General features: G+C 61.3%; 16 protein-coding genes and 3 pseudogenes. 9 read left to right on the forward strand and 10 right to left on the reverse strand.

The window, feature by feature from the left end; genetic code table 11:
• Together F3H98_RS29180 and F3H98_RS31425 are read right to left on the reverse strand one after the other, a co-directional pair.
• Window positions 1-1943, reverse strand: a 1943-nt coding sequence (locus F3H98_RS29180) for a polysaccharide biosynthesis/export family protein (protein WP_149764337.1), incomplete at its 3' end; no start/stop codon positions are given.
• Between the two features lie 130 nt (window positions 1944-2073).
• A pseudogene (locus F3H98_RS31425) lies at window positions 2074-2200 on the reverse strand (IS3 family transposase); the annotation flags it as partial.
• A 199-nt stretch (window positions 2201-2399) separates the two neighbouring features.
• Between F3H98_RS31425 and F3H98_RS29185 the strand changes: the two are divergent.
• Window positions 2400-3137 carry a protein-L-isoaspartate(D-aspartate) O-methyltransferase gene (locus F3H98_RS29185; RefSeq protein WP_149764340.1) on the forward strand — a complete coding sequence of 246 codons (738 nt, stop codon included), beginning with the start codon at window positions 2400-2402 and terminating at the stop codon, window positions 3135-3137.
• A gap of 107 nt (window positions 3138-3244) precedes the next feature.
• Complete coding sequence (locus tag F3H98_RS29190) at window positions 3245-5572, forward strand: polyamine aminopropyltransferase (protein ID WP_244621985.1); 2328 nt, start codon at window positions 3245-3247, stop codon at window positions 5570-5572.
• Window positions 5573-5663: 91 nt separating this feature from the next.
• Here the strand turns inward: F3H98_RS29190 and F3H98_RS29195 are convergent, their stop codons facing one another.
• Together F3H98_RS29195 and F3H98_RS29200 are read right to left on the reverse strand one after the other, a co-directional pair.
• On the reverse strand, window positions 5664-6803 hold the full coding sequence (locus F3H98_RS29195; RefSeq protein WP_149764344.1) for a M14 family metallopeptidase: 1140 nt from the start codon (window positions 6801-6803) through the stop codon (window positions 5664-5666).
• 34 nt (window positions 6804-6837) lie between these two features.
• On the reverse strand, window positions 6838-7101 hold the full coding sequence (locus F3H98_RS29200; protein ID WP_149764346.1) for a hypothetical protein: 264 nt from the start codon (window positions 7099-7101) through the stop codon (window positions 6838-6840).
• Between the two features lie 94 nt (window positions 7102-7195).
• Here F3H98_RS29200 and F3H98_RS31430 point away from each other — a divergent pair.
• Window positions 7196-7411 (forward strand): annotated as a pseudogene (locus tag F3H98_RS31430) (SDR family NAD(P)-dependent oxidoreductase); the annotation flags it as partial.
• A 21-nt stretch (window positions 7412-7432) separates the two neighbouring features.
• Here F3H98_RS31430 and F3H98_RS32090 read toward each other — a convergent pair.
• Both F3H98_RS32090 and F3H98_RS29210 read right to left on the reverse strand, forming a co-directional pair.
• A pseudogene (locus tag F3H98_RS32090) lies at window positions 7433-7693 on the reverse strand (helix-turn-helix domain-containing protein); the annotation flags it as partial.
• Between the two features lie 173 nt (window positions 7694-7866).
• Entirely contained in the window at window positions 7867-8757 is an 891-nt protein-coding gene (locus tag F3H98_RS29210; protein ID WP_149764348.1) for an NmrA family NAD(P)-binding protein, read from the reverse strand.
• A 77-nt stretch (window positions 8758-8834) separates the two neighbouring features.
• Here F3H98_RS29210 and F3H98_RS29215 point away from each other — a divergent pair, with 77 nt between their 5' ends.
• A complete protein-coding gene (locus F3H98_RS29215) occupies window positions 8835-9752 on the forward strand; it encodes a LysR family transcriptional regulator (protein WP_149764351.1) in 918 nt (305 codons plus the stop codon).
• A gap of 385 nt (window positions 9753-10137) precedes the next feature.
• Window positions 10138-11340 (forward strand): CAP domain-containing protein, encoded by a 1203-nt coding sequence (locus F3H98_RS29220; RefSeq protein ID WP_149764353.1) that lies wholly within the window; start codon window positions 10138-10140, stop codon window positions 11338-11340.
• Between the two features lie 144 nt (window positions 11341-11484).
• On the opposite strand, the gene F3H98_RS29225 is transcribed toward F3H98_RS29220, so the two are convergent.
• Both F3H98_RS29225 and F3H98_RS31435 read right to left on the reverse strand, forming a co-directional pair.
• A complete protein-coding gene (locus F3H98_RS29225) occupies window positions 11485-11868 on the reverse strand; it encodes a hypothetical protein (RefSeq protein ID WP_149764355.1) in 384 nt (127 codons plus the stop codon).
• Between the two features lie 13 nt (window positions 11869-11881).
• Window positions 11882-12124 carry a hypothetical protein gene (locus tag F3H98_RS31435; protein ID WP_188130635.1) on the reverse strand — a complete coding sequence of 81 codons (243 nt, stop codon included), beginning with the start codon at window positions 12122-12124 and terminating at the stop codon, window positions 11882-11884.
• A gap of 131 nt (window positions 12125-12255) precedes the next feature.
• On the opposite strand from F3H98_RS31435, the gene F3H98_RS29235 reads away from it, so the two are divergent.
• From F3H98_RS29235 to F3H98_RS29250, 4 genes are all read left to right on the forward strand, one after another.
• A complete protein-coding gene (locus tag F3H98_RS29235) occupies window positions 12256-12606 on the forward strand; it encodes a PadR family transcriptional regulator (protein WP_149764357.1) in 351 nt (116 codons plus the stop codon).
• Window positions 12607-12609: 3 nt separating this feature from the next.
• Window positions 12610-13980: a permease prefix domain 1-containing protein gene (locus F3H98_RS29240; protein WP_149764359.1), complete on the forward strand. Its 1371-nt coding sequence runs from the start codon at window positions 12610-12612 to the stop codon at window positions 13978-13980.
• A gap of 593 nt (window positions 13981-14573) precedes the next feature.
• Window positions 14574-16208: an anti-phage dCTP deaminase gene (locus F3H98_RS29245; protein WP_149764362.1), complete on the forward strand. Its 1635-nt coding sequence runs from the start codon at window positions 14574-14576 to the stop codon at window positions 16206-16208.
• 122 nt (window positions 16209-16330) lie between these two features.
• The gene (locus F3H98_RS29250; protein ID WP_149764364.1) at window positions 16331-16735 is read left to right on the forward strand and encodes a hypothetical protein; all 405 of its coding nucleotides are present in this window, start codon (window positions 16331-16333) and stop codon (window positions 16733-16735) included.
• 154 nt (window positions 16736-16889) lie between these two features.
• Here F3H98_RS29250 and F3H98_RS32710 read toward each other — a convergent pair whose 3' ends face one another.
• Complete coding sequence (locus F3H98_RS32710; RefSeq protein ID WP_425294892.1) at window positions 16890-17060, reverse strand: glycoside hydrolase family protein; 171 nt, start codon at window positions 17058-17060, stop codon at window positions 16890-16892.
• A gap of 279 nt (window positions 17061-17339) precedes the next feature.
• The coding region (locus F3H98_RS29255; protein WP_149764366.1) for an IS256 family transposase at window positions 17340-18442 on the reverse strand (1103 nt) is incomplete at its 5' end.

Below are 18442 nucleotides of genomic sequence, written 5' to 3' on the forward strand. Positions count from 1 at the left end.
CTGACGTCGCGGGCTAGACCAACGGTCTTTCCGCGCTCTTGCTCCAACGCTGCGCGAAGCTCCTCTGAGACGCGAATTAGTTCCTGCTTTGCTGCGTCCCGTTCCTTGCCAGCACTATCGAGATCGCGTGCCGCTAGAACCGCTCGCTCGCGTTCCTCGGCGAGTGCTTCACCAGCCCGCTTTGCAGCAGCCTCGGCCACCTGTCGGGCCTGCAAGGCAGCGGCCGCAGCGGCTGCTGCCTGTTTTGCGCGTGCCTCCAGAGCGTCAATCGACTGGCTCGCCGCGGCGAGATCGCGCCCGAAGCGCTTCACCGTTTGTCGCCCCTCTTCAAGTGCTCGTGTCGTGTCAGCCAAGGTCGCTTCCACAGCCTGGTGGGCTCTGAGTGCGGCGGCCTTCGCGCGAGCCGCGATAGCAGCATCTGTCTTCAAGCCTTCGACTTCGCGTTGCGTCAGAACCAGATCGCGGGCGAGCCGATCGGCTCTTTTCTGCTGTTCTTCGAGCGCTCGCGCTTGAAGAACCTTGGTGTCGGCAACCACACGTGCTTGCGCGGTGGCTCGCGATGCAGTGTTTTGCTCCAGGGCTAGTTGCGCCTTGGCTGCGTCGAGATCGGCCCGCATCGCATCAAGGTCCTCTCGCGCCTCAGCCAACTCGCTTCGAACAGCATCCCCGCTCCGGTCGCCGGCCGGGTGCACACTTTTCTTGAGTTGCTCGATTTCCCGACGTGCCGCAAAGAACTCTTGCTTCAGCGCTGCACCTTTGACGCGTTCGCGCTCCACCAACTCATTCTGGCTGTTGGCCAAGGCCTCGGCGGCTTGCCTGTCTCTGAGTGCGGCGGCCTTCGCGCGAGCAGCGATAGCAGCGTCTGCCTTCAAGCCTTCGACTTCGCGCTCCGCCAAAACCAGGTCGCGGGCGAGCCGATCGGCTCTTTGTCGCTGCTCTTCAAGGGCTCGCGCTTGAAGTGCCCTAGCATCGGCAACTACACGTGCTTGCGCGGTGGCTCGCGATGCAGTGTTCTGCTCCAGCGCTAGTTGCGCCTTGGCTGCGTCGAGATCGGCCCGCATCGCACTGAGTTCCTGAGTCAAGCTGGCAGCCCGTTGACGCGCTGAAGCGAGGCTCTGACTGTACAGGGCAGCATCGTCACGGGCAGCCTGGCGGGCGGCAAGCGCTTCCTTGCGAACTGCTTCGACTTCCCCGCGGGCGGCCAAGTATTTACGCTGTAGTGAATCTACCTTGGAACGTTCCCGTTTCTGCTCCGAATCGGCCACACTCTGTTGCATTGCAATCTCGCGCTCTTCGGTATTGGTGGCCGACGAATTGTTGGTGGAAGTGCGCGCTGATAGCGTTTCGGGCGCCGACGTTTGGCTTACCGAAATGATATCGCCGGGCAGCACCAACGTGTTCCTCGCAACCGTGAACTCTCGTTCGCGACCCACGCTACGTGAGATGGACAACGTCTGCGCGAGCTGCGCTACCCCCCCTGCTGCCTCGACAGCTTCCTGAACTGTCAAGTTGGGGCGATACGGATATTTGCCCGGACGTTCCACCAAGCCTCGCACTGCAAACGCTGGATATTGCTTGACTTGGATGGTCGTAACTGGACCTTCGACAACGTCGCTTCTGGCTTGCAAGTGATCGGCAATCAGTTTCGCCAACTCATCCGCACGCAGACCTGAGGCCCGAACGGGCCCGATGATAGGAAGTTCGACAAACCCGGCTGCCCCAATCGTAAAAGCGCCGGTGAGCCGCGGCGCCTCCGCAGAGCCACCGGGCAAGGCACTCCATCCTGAAACGCGGATTTCGACCGTGTCTTGTGGAGCCAACCTGTCGCCAGTCCCCGATTGCGCTCCTGCCGGAGATCCAAGCAGCGCAACCAGGCAGAGAAAAATGAGATTTAGCGTGGCGCGTGCCGATCCTTTGAGACCGGACCTCTGTCCATGATCCATGACCGAAACCTCCACGACTCGCCGGCTGCAAGCGATCCTTGCTGCGAGCGGATTGACACGAACTCGTGCGTGGCCCGCGAGAGCATAGCAAGACCGCTTCCAGGTGGAGAGTGTCGAATACGGCTGAGGGATTACTACTTACGGTGAGGCTCCTGCGCTGGTTAGCATCCTGCAGTATCGCCATCGGCCCGTGTCCCCAAGGCCCGCTTGCGGCCACCGCGCTTGCGCACCGTCAGCGGTTCCTCGCGATAACCGCGAGATCTTTGGTACCCGTAAAGGGGTGCGTAATGCGGTCGCCCCCCGAACCTGAGGCGAAAGACGCTTTCTGACCTACCATCAACCCTCAACGGGGTTGATCCGGGCCGGGTGCTGCGACATGTTTGGTGAGATCGGAGCGGCGTTCGCTTCATAGGGGTCGCCGCCTTTATTCTCGACGTCGTGAGCCAGGTGAGGTTCATGAGTGCTTTAGCCCAGCGCCGAGCGTTGCTGGCCGCGTTTGTCGCGATTGTCGCCGCCTTCGTTTCGACATCGGCGCCCGCCCAGGACCGCGCAGCCGAGCGTGCCGCCATGATCGAGACGATCAAGGGACACGCCCGCTCCGGGGCACGGGGTATCGATCCGGTGGTTCTCGAGACGATGGCCACGGTGCCACGCCACCGTTTCGTACCCGAGGCACAGCGCGGCGCGGCCTATGATGACCGGCCCCTGCCGATCGGGCACGGTCAGACGATCTCGCAGCCCTTTATCGTCGCGCTTATGACCGACCTGATCAATGTCCGTCCTGGCCACACCGTTCTCGAGATCGGCACCGGCTCGGGCTATCAGGCAGCGGTCCTGTCGCCGCTCGCCACCAAGGTTTACTCGATCGAAATTCTCCCGCAACTGGGCAAGAGGGCAGCGGCACAACTTGCGGCGCCCCGCTTCGACAACGTCCAGGTGAAGGTGGACGACGGCTACTACGGCTGGCCTGAGCACGCGCCCTTCGACGGCATCTTGGTAACCGCGGCTGCCAGCCATATCCCGCCGCCCCTTGTCGAGCAGCTCGCCGAGGGAGGCCGGATGGTCATCCCCGTGGGAGGCCCCTTTGCAACCCAGTTTCTCATGCTCGTCGAGAAGCGCCGAGACGGAGGCGTCACGACCCGGCAGCTGTTACCGGTGAGCTTCGTTCCGCTGCGGGGAGGCCCTTCCCGGTGAGAGCGGGCCGCATGCTGCCAGTCGGACTCATCTCGGCAGCCGTTCTCGCCTACGAAGTTTTGTTGATGCGATTGTTTTCGATCGTTCAATGGCACCATTTTGCCTATATGATCATCAGCATCGCTCTCTTGGGCTTCGGCGCGAGCGGTACGTTCATTGCGCTCACCCAGCGCTGGCTCGTGGAGCGTTATTCGGCTGCTTTCGCGGCGTCGGCAGCGCTGTTCGGCATCACCGCGGTCACCAGCTTCGCCGTCGCCCAACGCCTGCCGTTCAACGCCCTCGAGATCATCTGGGATCCGCGACAGCTTGGTTGGCTCGCGGCCAGCTATGCGCTTCTGATCCTGCCGTTCTTCTTTGGCGCGATCTGCGTTGGCCTTGCTTTCTGCCGCCATCCCGCCCAAATCGGACGCGTCTACGCGTTCGACCTGGCCGGTGCAGGGATCGGAGCGCTGGGTATCGTCGGGCTCCTGTTCCTGGTCTTTCCATCTACGGCGTTGCGTTTCGTTGTAGCACTGGGCTTCGCAGCGGCCGCCTTTGCCGCGATGGGCATGGTCCGCTATCGGTGGCTCGCAGCGGGTAGCCTCGGGCTGGCAGCGGCGTTCGTTGCAGTATTGTTACCGCCGTCCTGGACGGCCCCTGAGCCGCATATGTCACAGTATAAGGGCCTCCACATGGCCCTGGAGGTTCCGAACGCGCGGGTGATCGAGGAGCGGTCGAGCCCGCTCGGGTTACTGACGGTTGTCGAGAGTCCGACTGTCCCCTTCCGCTACGCGCCTGGCCTCAGCCTTGCCAATACCCAAGAGCCGCCCGCGCAACTCGCCGTCTTCACCGATGGCGACAGTATTGCGGCGATCACCGCCTATGGAGGCGATCCGGCGAAGGTCGCCTACCTCGAGCGGACGACGGCGGCTCTGCCGTACCGCATCCTCGAGCGGCCGCGGGTGCTAATCCTCGGCGTCGGAGGCGGCGAGCAGGTGCTGCTAGCGCTGCGCGCCAGGGCCGATACCGTGGATGCGGTAGAGGTCAACCCACAAATGATCGACTTGGTTCGGAATCGCTTCTCCGACTTTGCTGGCGGTATCTTCAGCCGACCGAACCTACACTTGCATTTGGCCGAGGCGCGCGCCTTCGCTGCAACTGCTGGCGAGCGCTACGACCTGATCCAGATACCGCTCCTCGATTCCTTCAGCGCGGCCGCGGCCGGCGTGCAGAGCTTGCATGAAAACTACACCTATACCGTGGAGGCAATGCGGGATTACCTCGCGATGCTCGGACCAGACGGTGTCGTCGCTATCACACGATGGCTGCGGGTGCCGCCGCGTGACAGCCTTAAGCTGTTCGCCACCGCCATGGCATCGCTCGAGGCGGATGGCGTGACCGAGCCGGGCCGGCACCTGGCGCTGATCCGGAGCTGGAATACCGCAACTTTGCTCATAGCCAAGTCGCCCTTCAAAGGCGAAGACATCGCGGCCGTTCGCAGCTTCGCGGCCGAGAACTTCTTCGACATCTCTTGGGTGCCGGGCATCTCCGCGAGCGACGTGAACCGCTTCAACCAACTCGACCAGGAATACCTCTACGAGGGAGCCCTCGCCCTCCTCGGCCCTGAGCGCGCCGACTTCATCGCGCGCTACAAGTTCGCCATCGCACCGGCCACCGACAATAGGCCCTATTTCTTCGACTTCTTCCGCTGGCGCGCCCTGCCTGAACTCTTATCGCTGCGTACCCAGGGCGGAGCAGCGATGCTCGACTGGAGCTACCTGATCCTCGTGGCGACCCTAGTCCAGGCTGCCATCCTCAGCGCCGTCCTGATCCTGCTGCCGCTATGGATTCGCAGACACACGCTTGGGAAAGCTTTCCACCGGCTGCGCTTCGGGCTCTACTTCCTTGCCTTGGGGCTAGCCTTCCTCTTCATTGAGATCGCCTTCATCCAGCGCTTCGTGCTGTTCCTCGGTCATCCGTTCTACGCCGTCGCTGTCGTGCTAGCGGGCTTCCTCGCCTTCGCCGGTCTCGGCAGCGCCATAGCCGCGCGCTGGGCAGCGGCGGTCGGGGGCGGCTCGGCGGTGCGCGGCATCGCCCTCGCTGTGGGGGCTATCGCGGTCCTGGCGGCCACCTACCTTCTCGCGCTGCCCTCAGTATTCGAAAGGCTGCTGGCGTTTCCGGACGCCGCGAAGATCGCGATCGCGCTCCTCCTCGTAGCGCCGCTCGCTCTTTTCATGGGCATGCCGTTTCCGCTCGGTCTTGGGCATGTCGGCGCGCGTTCGGAGACATTCATTCCCTGGGCATGGGGAATCAACGGCTGTGCGTCCGTGCTGAGCGCGATTCTAGCCACGCTGCTCGCTATGCATGTCGGGTTCTCAGGCGTCGTAATGATCGCCGTTGTCCTTTATCTTGTCGCCCCAGCTTTGCTTGCAAATCGGCTGCGGTCCGAACCATGATCCCCGGTGGTGAAGCTCGTCACGCCTAAACGGGGTGCCATCGAACTCGTTCCGGAATTCCGGGACCGGTCGTCCTCCGCTCCGCCCGCCGCTATGCCACAGGTGCCGTTACGAGCTGTTCGATGAACCGGAATGCAGCCGGACGGTTCTCCTCCCAGGTCGGCAAGATCTGGTCTGGCGGCAGGATGAAACCGCCTTCCTGGAAGGTGCGCGGCCTGAGTTCGACCGTGAAGGACGGTATGCCGTAGGTCCCGTAGGTCCAATCCGTTGTATCGCCCGCGGTTGGATAGAGCTCGGAAGACGGCTGCGGGACATAGATCTTGCCATGCACCCCTTGGATCAGGGTTTGCATCTCCTTGGCCATCCCCACCATCTGCTCCCGATGCTGAACGTCCGGTATGGGCTTCTCCGTGTAGCCCCAGGGGTAGAGTATGAGCTGAGAGTAGCTGTGATAGGTGATCACGCCGGCGAAGCGTTCGCAGCCGACGAGATCGCGGACCGCCTGCGTCTCCGGCTCGGAGAAAGCGCGCGGCCCGACATACGTCTCGTCGCTCGGCACGTGGCTGGAGGTGGGCACGTCAAGAATGCCCCACATGTAGCCATAGTTGCGGTTCGGATCGACGCCGAACGAGCCGTCGTCGTTCCTGCGACGGTTCTTGCGCCAAAGCCGCTCTTGTGCCCGGCTGTGTTCATGGCCGTCCGGGTTGACCATCGGGGCGACCCAGACTTCGCCGCTCGTCAGCCAGCTTGCGATCGGCGCCTCGTCGGCCCGCTCGACGAGTTCCTTCGCGAGCAGGAAGGGCACCTCCACGGCGATCCACTCGCGCGCGTGGTGGCAGCCCATAAAAAGGACCTTGGGAACACCTCCGCGGCGGTCGCCGATCCGCAAGGCCAGGATGGGTCGGCCCTCGATGCTTCGGCCGATCTCGATCAGCTCGGCGATGTCCGGTCTCGCTTCCGCGAGCTGCCGCAGCTCCTCTTCCAAGGTGGCTGCCGAGTGATATTGCTCCGCCGCCTCAGCCCTGGCGAAGGCGGAGAGGTGCCGCGCCACATCCTCGAGCTGCTCGACGAGGTAGCCCATGCTTGACAGACGGTCCAACTGAGCTTCGGTTCCACGAAGGATCAGGTGATCCGGCTTGACCTCCCAAACGTCGATGCCCAGCGGCACCCGAAGAACGTCCCCAAGCGGCTTCTGCGGTCCCGAAGACGTGACCCTGGCGATGAGGTTCATGCGACCATTCCTTCGTTCGATAAGGCAGAACTGATCAGCGACCCTCCGGTTGCCCGTCGAGGCGATCGGAGCTGGGTGCGTCACTTTCCAAGTCGGCGATCGTGCGGAGGCGCTCGACGCCAGCTATTCGCCGGCGCTCGAGTTCGGCAATCGTTTGCTCGGAGGCAGCCGCCACGACGGAGCCGGCTTCCCGTTCCCAGACATCAAGGCTCAGTGGAACCTTCAGGAGATCGTCTACTGTGCAGCCCAAGACTGGAGTGAGGCGAACCAGCCAGCGGACCGTCGCGCGTCCCGCCATATCAGGTGCTCCTCTGCATACTAGCAGCCTGCCGCGACCTTAGCCCCTCCCGAAGGCACCTGCAACGCCGCGTCCGAAATCGGTAAGCCCATCCGCCGGTCTGCCCGTCACCAATCTGCCATCCGAAGTCGTGATGCCTGCTCCTGAGATGGTCGATGCCGCGCTCGCCGGTCTGGACCTTGGCGAACTCGTCACGATTCCATCGTTGCCCGATGCCTCGGATTGGCAGGTATATGAACGCGCACGGCGGGCGCTCGCGCCAAAACTGTCGCTCGTTGATCCTGCTGCACGGTACCAGATTGCTGCCTGAAGTTTGATCGCAGTAATGTGGTCAATGGCGGGATGGCGTAGGCACCGCACTCTCAAGAACGCTGTGCGCCGTCTCCGCCTGCTGCTCCGCTCCATTGCCGCCGCGTGCCGCACGGCGCAAGGCTTGGGGGGAATGTCCGAACCGCCTGATAAAAGCACGTCGCATGCGCTCAGGGTCGGCGAAACCAACTGAAGCCGCAATCGCTTCAATTGGCTCGCGGCCGATCTCCACGCGGGCCTTCGCCGCTTCCACACGCAAGCGCTCGATGGCGGTGGCAGGCGTTTCGCGGCTGGCTGCGGAGCGGATAGCTGCGATCCGCTTTCCGTCGAGACGATCTCCACATCGAGCCGAGGGGCCGGATCCACAGGATCGGATTCCAAGACAACAGCATGCCTGTCGATCCGGACGTCATCAACCTCGCGTTCTCGCCGAGGTAATAGGGGAGCAGCGCAGCCTCAGGCAGCCATGCCGCCAGCATCCTCTCCCATACTCCGCACCATCCGTTCGATCGCATCGGCCAGCGCAACGGAGCCGCGGCGCTGTTCAGTTCCTCCCTCATACTCGACCCTGCCGCGGGCGATGCCATCATACATCCCGAGCAGCGCATCGGCGACCTCTGGAGGCACGCCTTCCTGCGCTAATATCGCGGCACGAGCCTCGGGCGGAACGAATGCGGTCTCCACAGGGCGACCGAGTACCCGGCTGAATGCGGCTGCAACATCGTTCGCGCTCCAGTCCTGCGGACCTCTCAGTTCAACGATCCGCTTGCCGCTGAAGTCGTCACTTAGCAGGCGGGCGACGGTGCGCCCGACGTCGACTGTGCTCACCATCGGGATCTTTTTCGAGGGTTCGAGAAAGCTCGGAAGCACGCCCTCGGCGATCACTGCCGGTGCTACCTCGCCCCAAGTCTCGACGAAATAACCCGGCCGCAGGAAGGTGGTTGACGGAGCCGCCCCCTCGAGATGCTTCTCAAGGCTCCTGAGCGTTGCGATGACGCCTGTGCCCGTCTCGTGCTGAGCACCGACGGAGGACAGGGCGACCACCTTCGGCAGCCGAGCCTCCCGCACCGCTTCTGCAAGTGCACTGCCGAGCTCATCCGCACGTCTATAGGGATCGCCGCTGACGGGCGGAGGGGAGAGCAGGAAAGCGCCCGCCGCGCCCCTCAGCGCTGCGGCCAAGCTTGGCACATCCTCGATGCTGCCGATCGCTACATTAACCCCCAGTTTCGTCCACTTTTCGGCCTGCTCCGGCCGTCGCAGCACGACGCGGACAGGTTTATCCAATTCGATCAAAGCGTGGGCGGTTTCGCCACCGGCTCGCCCGTTTGCTCCAAGCACAACGTACATGTCACTTTTCCTGGTTGAACTCTTGGAGAATAGGTGGCGCGTTGCCATGCGTCGAATGCATGGATAATATTCTATGCATGCGTGAAGTGAATTTAAGAAATGCCGACCTCAATCTGCTAGTTGTGCTTGATGCGCTACTGGACGAGCGAAGCGTAACCCGAGCCGCAACGCGGCTCGGCATGAGCCAACCCGCCGCCAGCCGGGCGCTCGCGCGCTCGCGGGCACTTTTCTCCGATGCACTTCTGGTTGACGGACCTGGCGGATACCTGCTTACCGCACGCGCGGAGGAGATGCGGCCTCTACTGCGCAACACCTTGGCAGGCGTCAGCGAACTTCTGGACAGCAGAGCATTTGATCCGACGCAGGCGACTGGGTCCGTGCGCCTGCTGATGCTGGATCTTGAGGCCGCAGTACTCGGCCCGCGGCTGATCGCCAGCCTGGCGGAGCAAGCGCCGGCGGTCGATCTCGATGTGGTACCGCCAGGGATGAGGCCAATCGATGCGCTTGAAGCCGACGCGGTCGACGCCCTCATCGGCGCAGTCGACGACGCGCCTCCCGGAATCCGGAAACGCAAGCTCTACCAGGATGATTTTGTAACCCTAATGCGTGCCGAGCATCCTGCCGCGGGCAGGACGCTCACGTTGGAACGGTTTCTTGAACTGGATCATGTCGTAGTCAGCATCACCGGGACAGGCCGAGCGTGGGTCGATGAAATCCTCGCTCGCTTGGGCAGGCAACGGCGGGTGAAGGTCCGGGTCCCAAGCTTCTTCGCGGCCGTCGAAATCGCCGCGCGTTCCGACCTTGTCATGACGCTGCCGTCCAGCCTGGCTCGGACGGCCGCTGACATGCGGCGCTTCGTCGTGACACCGCCGCCACTCGATCTAGGTGGCGTCGTGATGAGCCTCGCCTGGCATGCCCGCCACCAGGATTCCCCACGACATGTCTGGCTGCGCAGAACGATCGTCGCGGCCGCTGCCGATATTGGCCAGGATTGATCGCGCCGCATCGCAGGCCGGCGGGCGAGAGCCTTAATATTTGTTATGACAATGTTGTAGGCTTTCAGCCGACAGTTGTTTGGCCGACCGCGGACCGACAGCTTCGAGGCTCGGCATCGGTAAGCCTGCTGGTCGGTTCGGGCACAATCTCGGTGTCACGATAGGCCCAGGGTTTGGGAGCCGAGTTTCGTTCGGCAATGCTCACCGAAGATGGCTGCGCTTAATCTCGCCACCTGTTCCCTGCGGCAGACATGCTTGCGCAAATCCTAAATTAGCCGTCCTCGTGCCGCACCTTGGACATAGTTAATAAATACGCAACATGTAGGGTGGACATGGGCATAGGGGCTGATCAACCGACAATATCCAGTTTTCGGGGAGACACCGAATGCCGCAACACAGCGCGAATGAACAGTATCTGCTTGAACTTATCAACGCAGAAAGGGCAAAGGCGGGAGTACAACCGCTGGCCTTCGACAATGATCTCAGCGAGGCTGCCGAGGGGCACAGCAAATGGATGCTTGCTGCGGACGTCTTTTCACATAACGGTTCCGGCGGGTCGAGTTCGACCGCGCGCATGAAAGCCGCGGGCTACACGTTACAGGGGTCCTGGGCGACGGGCGAAAACATTGCCTGGGCGACGACCCGAACACCCACGGGCTATCAGGATGAACTGAAGCTCCTGCACACCAATTTGATGAATTCCTCCGGCCATCGGGCCAATCTTCTCAACCCCAACTTTCGTGAGGTTGGTCTCGGTTTTGAGGTAGGCGATTATCGCGGCCGTAGCAGCGCAATGCTCACTGAGGATTTCGGCAAGACGGGCACCGACCTGTTCCTGACTGGCGTTGCCTTCGACGACCGTGACAACGATCGTTTCTATGATCTGGGTGAAGGCTTGGGCGGCATCACCGTGACAGCCAAGAATGCGTCGGGGCAGCTTTTCAAGACGACGACGAGCGCCGCGGGCGGCTATGACCTCGTTCTGAAGCCCGGCACCTATACGGTAACCTTTTCAGGTACCGGCATCGCAACGTCGACCCAGACGGCCACGATCGGGTCGACGAACGTCAAGAAAGACCTGGTCGATCCGGTCATGACGTCGGGAACACTGAGCGCAGCTGCGACGGCGGACGATTCTGGAGCGGACTCCGGCGCCGCCCCGACACCCGCACCTGTCGAAGTAACTGACGGTGGCGACAAGTCGTCGAACACCTGGCTTGCGGAATTCTTCAAGCGCGGTGGCGATTGGGACAACGTGCGCAGCGACCGCCAAGCTGGTCAAACCTTGGCCGACAATGACAGCGTCGACGCGCCTGCCGCCATGCATGACGCCAATCTCGACCTGGCGTTCCGCGACGACCACCTGCGTTTTCAGCCGTCGGTGGAAGCTGCCGCCAACGCCGAGGATTTCCACGACCAGTTCCAGGGGTGGTTTGCGCAATTGGGCGATGGTGCTGCCGAGGCTGCTCTTGCGTACCATCAGGTCGATGTTCCCGTGCCGACGGATATGGCCGACGCCGCAACTGCCAACATACTGGCCCAACTCGCGGCCGGAACGGCTGGTGCGCATTCCGACCTGTTGATCTGAGGTTCGTATGCCAGACGGAAGGCGCGGGTCTTCGCCAAGGCGAGGCCCGCGATCTTCATTACCGCTTGGCTGGAACCGGGGATCGAGTGTGAGTTCTTCTGTACCGACTGATGGGTCCCCGCTCCGCGGGGTTCAGATCCAGCCTTATCGTTCATACGCACCGATTGCGGCGACCACGTTCCAGATCAGGCCATAGGTGTTGATGGCTGCGCCGATCGCCCAAGCTGCGAAGGAGCTGTAGCCTTCGAGCCCGGTCTGAAAATAGCTGACGATGTTCATCAGCACGCCACCGAAGGCGAGCACCGGAATCGCAATCGCCATCGCGATGCGATAGGGCGCCTGCCTGTAATACACGCCGAAGCCCACCAAGCAGGCCGCGTAGATGACAAACAACAGCGCCGACGGTCCGGGCGGCGCCTTGCTGAGCGGTACGCCGCCACCTCTGATCTGCATGTAGCTGACCACAAGGTAGGCGAGCCCCAGCGCGGCGTAGAGAAATTGGAGCGTGAGCAGCGTGCGCAACTTCATGCGGAATTCCTCGCTACTTCCCGCCGGGCTCCATGCTTCCGCCGAGCGCGTTCTTGTAGATCTTCCCATCCTTCATGATCAGCGCGAGGTTTTCCTCGGGCTTGGTCAGGATGGAGATGTCCGCCAGAGGATCGCCGTTGATCAGCAGGATGTCCGCCAGCGCGCCTTCCTCGATCACCCCCAGCTTGCCGGGATAGGGGTTGCGCGGGCCGGAGAGCGCCAGCAGCTCAGCGTTCGTCGACGTCGCCTGCCGCATGATCTCCGCAGGCGTGAACCACTTGGTGCGATGAACGAACTCTTCGCTCGCGGCCTTGAACTTGTCAGGATCGAGAACGATGTCGGTGCCGAAGGCGATGCGGTCAAAGCCGATCCTCTTCGCGGTCCGGAATGCCGATCGTTCTTGCCATCCTCGCCGAAGGAGACAACTATGGCTATGCAATCCTCGAGCGGGTTCGACAGCTGTCCGGAGGATGCCTGGAATGGAAGGACGGGATGCTCTACCCCGCTCTGCATCGGCTTGAGCGGCTCGGCCTGATCGAGGCGCGGTGGGAAGTCTCCGAGAGCGGCCGGCGTCGGAAGTACTATCGGATCACCTCCCAGGGACAGACCCAGCTCGAGGACGAGCGAAGGCAGTGGGAAGCGGTGGACGCTACACTACGAGGAATCTGGCGGGCGCTCTCTTTCCCTGCCGCGGCTCCCTACTCGGCGTCAGCCACGCCACAGCCACAGGGAGCCTGAACGATGATGGCGACCGGTGAAGCAGTATCGCTCGAAGATCAGATCGACCGATGGCGGAACTATCTCGGCCGTCGGCAGGCGATCCATTCGGTCGACGTGGCGGAGCTGGAGGACCATCTGCGTGAGCAGATCGCAGTGCTCGGAAAGGGCGGCCTCGCGGCCGACGAGGCTTTCTTGGTAGCGGTCAAGCGCCTGGGCGAGATCGACGCCCTTTCGCGCGAATTCGCTCGCGAGCACTCAGACCGCCTCTGGAAGCAACTGGTTGTATCCCCTTCCGATACTGAGGAGCCGCAGGTCGGGCTGCAAAAGGATGCGATCGTTGCGTTCTCGCTCGCAGTGGCCGCCGCCGTGCTCGTCAAGGCGCCCGCGCTCTTCGGGATGCAGCTGGATGCTGACGCCGGTTTCTATGCCCGTAACCTAAGCCTGTTCGTCCTGCCCCCGCTGACCGGCTACTTCGCTTGGAAACGACGGCTGGACCTTCGTGCGATCGGTTGGCTAGCGGCAATGTTTGGGGCGGCCGCCGTGGTCGCCAATGTTTATCCATTCGCGCCTGGCGGTTCCACTGAGGGACTTTCTGCGCTGCACCTGCCGATCTCGCTCTGGCTGCTGGTGGGCATCGCCTACGCTGGCCAGCGCTGGAATGAGATCGGCGGGCGTATGGATTTCATCCGCTTCTCGGGCGAGCTGTTCATCTACTACGTCCTGATCGCTCTTGGCGGTGGTGTCCTCACCGCGTTCATGGCGATGATGTTCCAGGCTGTCGGCATTGACATCGAACCTCTCTTCGAATCGTGGCTGCTGCCGTGCGGAGCGGCCGGGGCCGCCGTGATCGGCTCCTGGCTTGTGGAGGCCAAGCAGAGCGTGATCGAGAACATGGCGCCGGTATTGGCGCGGCTGTTCACACCCCTATTCGCCGCCGTGCTGATCGCATTCCTCGGGACACTGCTGTGGACCGGACGCGGCGTGGACATCGAGCGGAACTTGCTCATCGGCTTCGACCTTCTGCTGGTATTGGTCCTCGGCCTGCTGCTCTATTCCCTGTCGGCCCGCGATCCGCGCTTGCCCCCTGGCGCCTTCGACGCGGTGCAGGTCGTGCTGGTGATCAGTGCGCTTCTCGCCGACGCCGTCGCGCTGTGGGCGATAGCCGCGCGCATCACTGAGTTCGGCTTCAGTCCGAACCGCGTAGCGGCCCTGGGCCTCAACATCATACTTCTGGTCAATCTGGCGTGGTCCGCTGTGCTCTACATCCGCTTCCTGAAGGGCGAAGCATCCTTCACCAGGCTCGAGCGTTGGCAGACGGATTACCTGCCGGTCTATCCGGTGTGGGCGGCGATCGTCGTGGTCGCCTTTCCACCTATATTCGGTTTCATATGAGCGGACGCCGCGATGCCCATTTTCCGCACCGAGCCGTTTGACCCGCGACGAGCGTAACCTCCTGATATGTAATAATTTGGTGGGCCCGGAGGGTGTTTGGAAAGCGAAAAAAGTCAACAAGTTAGAGCTCGGTGGGACTTTGCAGTATTCAAATCCGTTCCAATGTTTTTCGATGTTGTTGTCCCACTCAGAAGTGCCTCAGTCCACCAAGCCGGCTCACTGAACGCCTCACTCGGAAGGGAGGTTTGCGCCATACGCAGCACAACGCCGCGAACGAAGGTAATGCCCAACTCGCCGATAATGTCGCTGTTGCCGATTTTTGGCAAATCGATTCTCCCCTCATGCGGATTGTACCTCCGAGCAGCGCGACCGCTAGCGTTTCGGCGCAAGAACAGACGTTTGCCGCCGCGAAACCTGAAAATTAGCGGGGATATAGTCAGCGAACTTCGCCATTAGCATTGAAACGATCGTCTGCCGCAATTTCATTCGACGTTACGACGTTCGGCGCCGCGTAAAATTCGACGAAGCTCAATCCGCAAGCTTCACGGCAGACGCAGTTGAGATGTATTCTATTTTGGGGAGTGAGTCTGAGGATGATCGACCAAAAAAGATCAGCATTGCGTCAAATCGCAAGTGGTGTGAAACCTGCCGAAAAGAAAGCGGCGGAGAGTAGTCAGCAGCTTTTTAGGAATTCAAGCGCGAATGAGCTGTTTGTCGCGGTTGTCGGTCCTGCAGGCGCCGGCGCGGGCACGGCCGCGACCGCGCTTAAGCGTTTTCTGGAGGAGATCGAGATCGATGGCCATACCTACGAAGTGCACATCGTCAAGGCGAGCAATGTAATCGCAAACTGGGCGACGAAGAGCGGGAAAACCGTCCCGGCGAGAGCCGGTCGCAAATCGATCGACGATCGCATTGCGATGCAGAATCTGGGGGATGAATTCCGCGAGGCCGCCTCGGACAATGCGGCCGTCATGCGAGGCGTGATCCAGGAAATCAGGGGGCTGCGATCAAAAGCTTCCGGGCTCCCTGCCGGCGATATCGACGGCAAGCCACGCGCCTTCATCATAGACTCGCTGCGGCATCCTGCAGAGGCGCACCTCCTAAGACGTTTGTATCAGGACGCTTTCACGTTGATCGGGGTAGTATGCGAACCGGATCAGCGCCGCAAGCGTCTCTTGAACATGCTTTTCGACCTCAAGGATCGAAATAAGCATGAGGTGAGGGAGAGCATCGAGAAATTTATGGACCGTGATTCCAATGCCCCGGAAAAGCACGGACAGCACGTCACCGATACGTTCCACGAGGCCGATTTCTTCGTCGACAACACGCTCGAAACGGAGAATCTCGATGAGACGGGAATGAACGAGGCGTTGCTTCGTTTTGTCGATCTCGCCACAGGCAGAACAATTGTTCGGCCCACCGCATCCGAAACGGCGATGAACGACGCTCATTCCGCACAGCTTCGGAGCGCTTGCCTGTCGCGACAAGTTGGCGCGGCCTTGGTCGACGCGAATGGCAACGTTGTTTCCACAGGAACGAACGAAGTGCCGAAATTCGGTGGGGGCCTCTACGGCGAAAGCTTCGATATCGAGGGTGATGGTCAGGATCATCGTTGCGCTTTTCGCGAGACGAAATTTTGTAGCAACAACAAGGAGCAAAACAGCATTATCGAGGAGCTTTTCAAAGAGTTCCCCGAATTGATCGACGGCAAAAACCCTGAAGAGGTTCTCGCGAAGGTTCGAAAAACACGACTTGGAGGGCTGGTGGAATTTAGCCGCGCAGTGCACGCAGAAATGGATGCGATTTTGTCCGCTGCTCGCGTTGGCGTCTCACCAAAAGGTTGTCGCCTTTTCGTCACCACGTTTCCGTGCCATTATTGTGCTAGGCATATTGTCAGCGCCGGTATCTCCGAAGTGCAATATATTGAACCCTATCCAAAGAGCCGCGCTCTGGCTCTGCACAACGATTCCATCACTATGGATTCAACGATGGCGCTGGCCAAAAATTCAAAGGGCCTAGAAAGCGACCGCACCACGCCAGACAAGGTCCTATTTCGGCCCTTTGTTGGCGTTTCACCCCGCCTATATCGACGTTCGTTCCTCAAGGACCGCGATTACAAAGACAAGTTCACCGGAGAATTTGCGATGGGTGAGCCACAATGGACAGTGCGATCAACCCTCTTCACCAAGAGGTACACCGAACTCGAAGCCGAACTTAACGTCGAATGAAATCGGCGGGACAACACCTTCAACTGGTCGATCCGCATCGACGCGTGGACGCTCCACAACCACGGCCCGAGAGAGGCCAACTTTCCCTGTTCGATTTCCGACCGGTAAGCAGGGTTGTTTGCTTGCCGATGCTGGACATCCACGGCGCTGTATTCCGTCGCGCCTTTGAGAACGTCAAGCCGCGTGCGCTGTTCGATCTCCGACGCGCGCCGTTTTTCGACTTGACCGGCTTGGGACGCAATGATGCGCTTCATATCATCCATTCGCATGCTGGAACGCATCTAAGATGCGCGATGGATCTGCGGGTCAAAACGGCTCCAGGGGATCGTTGGCAACTGAAGCGTCAGGTTGCCGAGTTCACGCATGTCTTGGCGGAGGAGATCTCGTCTGGCCCAAGGACAGCAATTTTGCTTTTCAATCGTAGCGACAGTGTCGACTTCTTTGTCGGCCTGGTCCCGCCGTCCACTGGCCTGCCCTTCTCCTGGCAATTTGAAGGACCCGACGCTAGGATCATCAGGCAATGCTAAGTTCGGGCCGCCTGAACTTTCTGCGAGACCGACGCCATACTTGACACTTCACATACGCTCAGCTTGATCCTGCAAAAATATCGCACTGACCCAGTGCCCTGTCCCCTCTGCATGGCTCCGTGCAAGACGAGGCAACTCCGCCGTCGCGGCGGGCTCAAGAGAGCGATCGGACGCCTTTGGTTTCTCCGTTGCAAATGGTCCAGACGCCAACAATGTCCTTGTGCGCCTTGAGTTCGCGTCCCTCCCACGGCTGTATCAGGGTTGTAATCGCAAGAGCAATGGCACCCGTCGCGCCGATCAGCGCCCTTCTAGCTCGCTTGCTCATTACGCGTTATTCGGTAGGTCGGCCTGCAGCATTACCCGCGCGACCATGCCGGCCAACAGAATAAGCACGGACACCCACCACGGCAGCAAAGCCGTCAAGCAGCGGGACAACCTGCTGTGCGATTTCTAGAAAAGCCGCGAAGCCCACAAGCCTCCATCGACCAAGCGCGCGTAAACACCTCGCGCGAATTAGCGATCAGTTCCATTTGATTTTCCTTGCTGATTTAGAGGCGGCGTAATGATCCGGAGAGCTATGATGGATTTTGGGTGATGGGGTTGATCAAGCGGCGCTTTGCGGCTTCATTTCGATGACCTCGATCCCGTCCTGGAACTTGGCACCTGCGAGCAGTTTCGGCAACTGATTTTGTCCCTTCAGTCGACGCCAGGATTTCGCGGCGGCCATGACGAGCTTGAAGACCATCAGCCTGGCGGTCTTCGATGATAGGGAGCCCTTCGTGCGCACCGTGCGATGGCGAACGGTGGCAAAGACGCTCTCGATGGGATTCGACGTTCGCAGATGATCCCAATGCTCGGCGGGGAAGTCGTAGAACGCCAGCAATGTCTCGCGATCCTTCGTCAGGCAATCGACCGCCTTGTCATATTTCGCGCCGTATTTCTCGGCGAACACTTCGATCGCCATTTCGGCCGCTGATCGTGTCGGCGCACCGTAAATCTCGCGCAAATCCGTCTTCAGGTTGGCCTGCACGGCGAGCGGCACCTTGTTCAGCACGTTGGCGGTCTTGTGCACCCAACAGCGTTGGTGCTTGGTGCCGGCAAACACCTCGTCGAGCGCCTTCCAGAAGCCAAGCGCACCATCGCCGACGGCAATATCGGGCGCGATCTTCAGGCCACGACGCTTCACGTCGACCAGCAGCTCGCGCCAGCTCTGCGCACTCTCACGAATCCCTGTCTGGAAGCCGACGAGTTCTTTTTTGCCCTCAGGCGTGGCGCCGATCAGCACCAGCATGCATTCGGCATGGTCTTCCATGCGCGCCTGGAGATAGACCCCGTCCGCCCACACATAGACATAATGGCGCGCCGAAAGATCGCGCTTTTGCCAACGCTCGTATTCGGTGGTCCACTCTGCCGTCAGCCGCGTGATCACCGAGGGTGAGAGGTTCGCCGCCTCCTTGCCGAGCAGGGCTGCCAGAGCTTCCTGAAAGTCGCCCGTCGAAACGCCGCGCAGGTAAAGAACGGGAAGCAGCGCGTCCAGACTTCGCGTCCGACGCGCCCATTTCGGCAGGATCGACGAGGAAAAACGGATGCGCTCCGCTTCACCGTTCGCGCCGCGGTCCCGGACCTTCACCCGGCTGACGGGCACCGGCCCGATCCCCGTCTGGATGCTCCGCTCCGGGCCGCGACCGTGCCGGACCAGCCGCTCAC

Source organism: Neomesorhizobium albiziae, from assembly GCF_900114255.1.
Lineage (GTDB): Bacteria > Pseudomonadota > Alphaproteobacteria > Rhizobiales > Rhizobiaceae > Neomesorhizobium > Neomesorhizobium albiziae.

Excerpts from the sequence above, each read along its gene's own strand:
- F3H98_RS29185 (WP_149764340.1), top strand. The coding sequence starts at position 2,400 with ATGAGTGCTTTAGCCCAGCGCCGAGCGTTGCTGGCCGCGTTTGTCGCG.
- F3H98_RS29190 (WP_244621985.1), top strand. The coding sequence starts at position 3,245 with ATGATCATCAGCATCGCTCTCTTGGGCTTCGGCGCGAGCGGTACGTTC.
- F3H98_RS29195 (WP_149764344.1), bottom strand. The coding sequence starts at position 6,803 with ATGAACCTCATCGCCAGGGTCACGTCTTCGGGACCGCAGAAGCCGCTT.
- F3H98_RS29200 (WP_149764346.1), bottom strand. The coding sequence starts at position 7,101 with ATGGCGGGACGCGCGACGGTCCGCTGGCTGGTTCGCCTCACTCCAGTC.
- F3H98_RS29210 (WP_149764348.1), bottom strand. The coding sequence starts at position 8,757 with ATGTACGTTGTGCTTGGAGCAAACGGGCGAGCCGGTGGCGAAACCGCC.
- F3H98_RS29215 (WP_149764351.1), top strand. The coding sequence starts at position 8,835 with ATGCGTGAAGTGAATTTAAGAAATGCCGACCTCAATCTGCTAGTTGTG.
- F3H98_RS29220 (WP_149764353.1), top strand. The coding sequence starts at position 10,138 with ATGCCGCAACACAGCGCGAATGAACAGTATCTGCTTGAACTTATCAAC.
- F3H98_RS29225 (WP_149764355.1), bottom strand. The coding sequence starts at position 11,868 with ATGAAGTTGCGCACGCTGCTCACGCTCCAATTTCTCTACGCCGCGCTG.
- F3H98_RS31435 (WP_188130635.1), bottom strand. The coding sequence starts at position 12,124 with ATGCGGCAGGCGACGTCGACGAACGCTGAGCTGCTGGCGCTCTCCGGC.
- F3H98_RS29235 (WP_149764357.1), top strand. The coding sequence starts at position 12,256 with ATGCCGATCGTTCTTGCCATCCTCGCCGAAGGAGACAACTATGGCTAT.
- F3H98_RS29240 (WP_149764359.1), top strand. The coding sequence starts at position 12,610 with ATGATGGCGACCGGTGAAGCAGTATCGCTCGAAGATCAGATCGACCGA.
- F3H98_RS29245 (WP_149764362.1), top strand. The coding sequence starts at position 14,574 with ATGATCGACCAAAAAAGATCAGCATTGCGTCAAATCGCAAGTGGTGTG.
- F3H98_RS32710 (WP_425294892.1), bottom strand. The coding sequence starts at position 17,060 with ATGAGCAAGCGAGCTAGAAGGGCGCTGATCGGCGCGACGGGTGCCATT.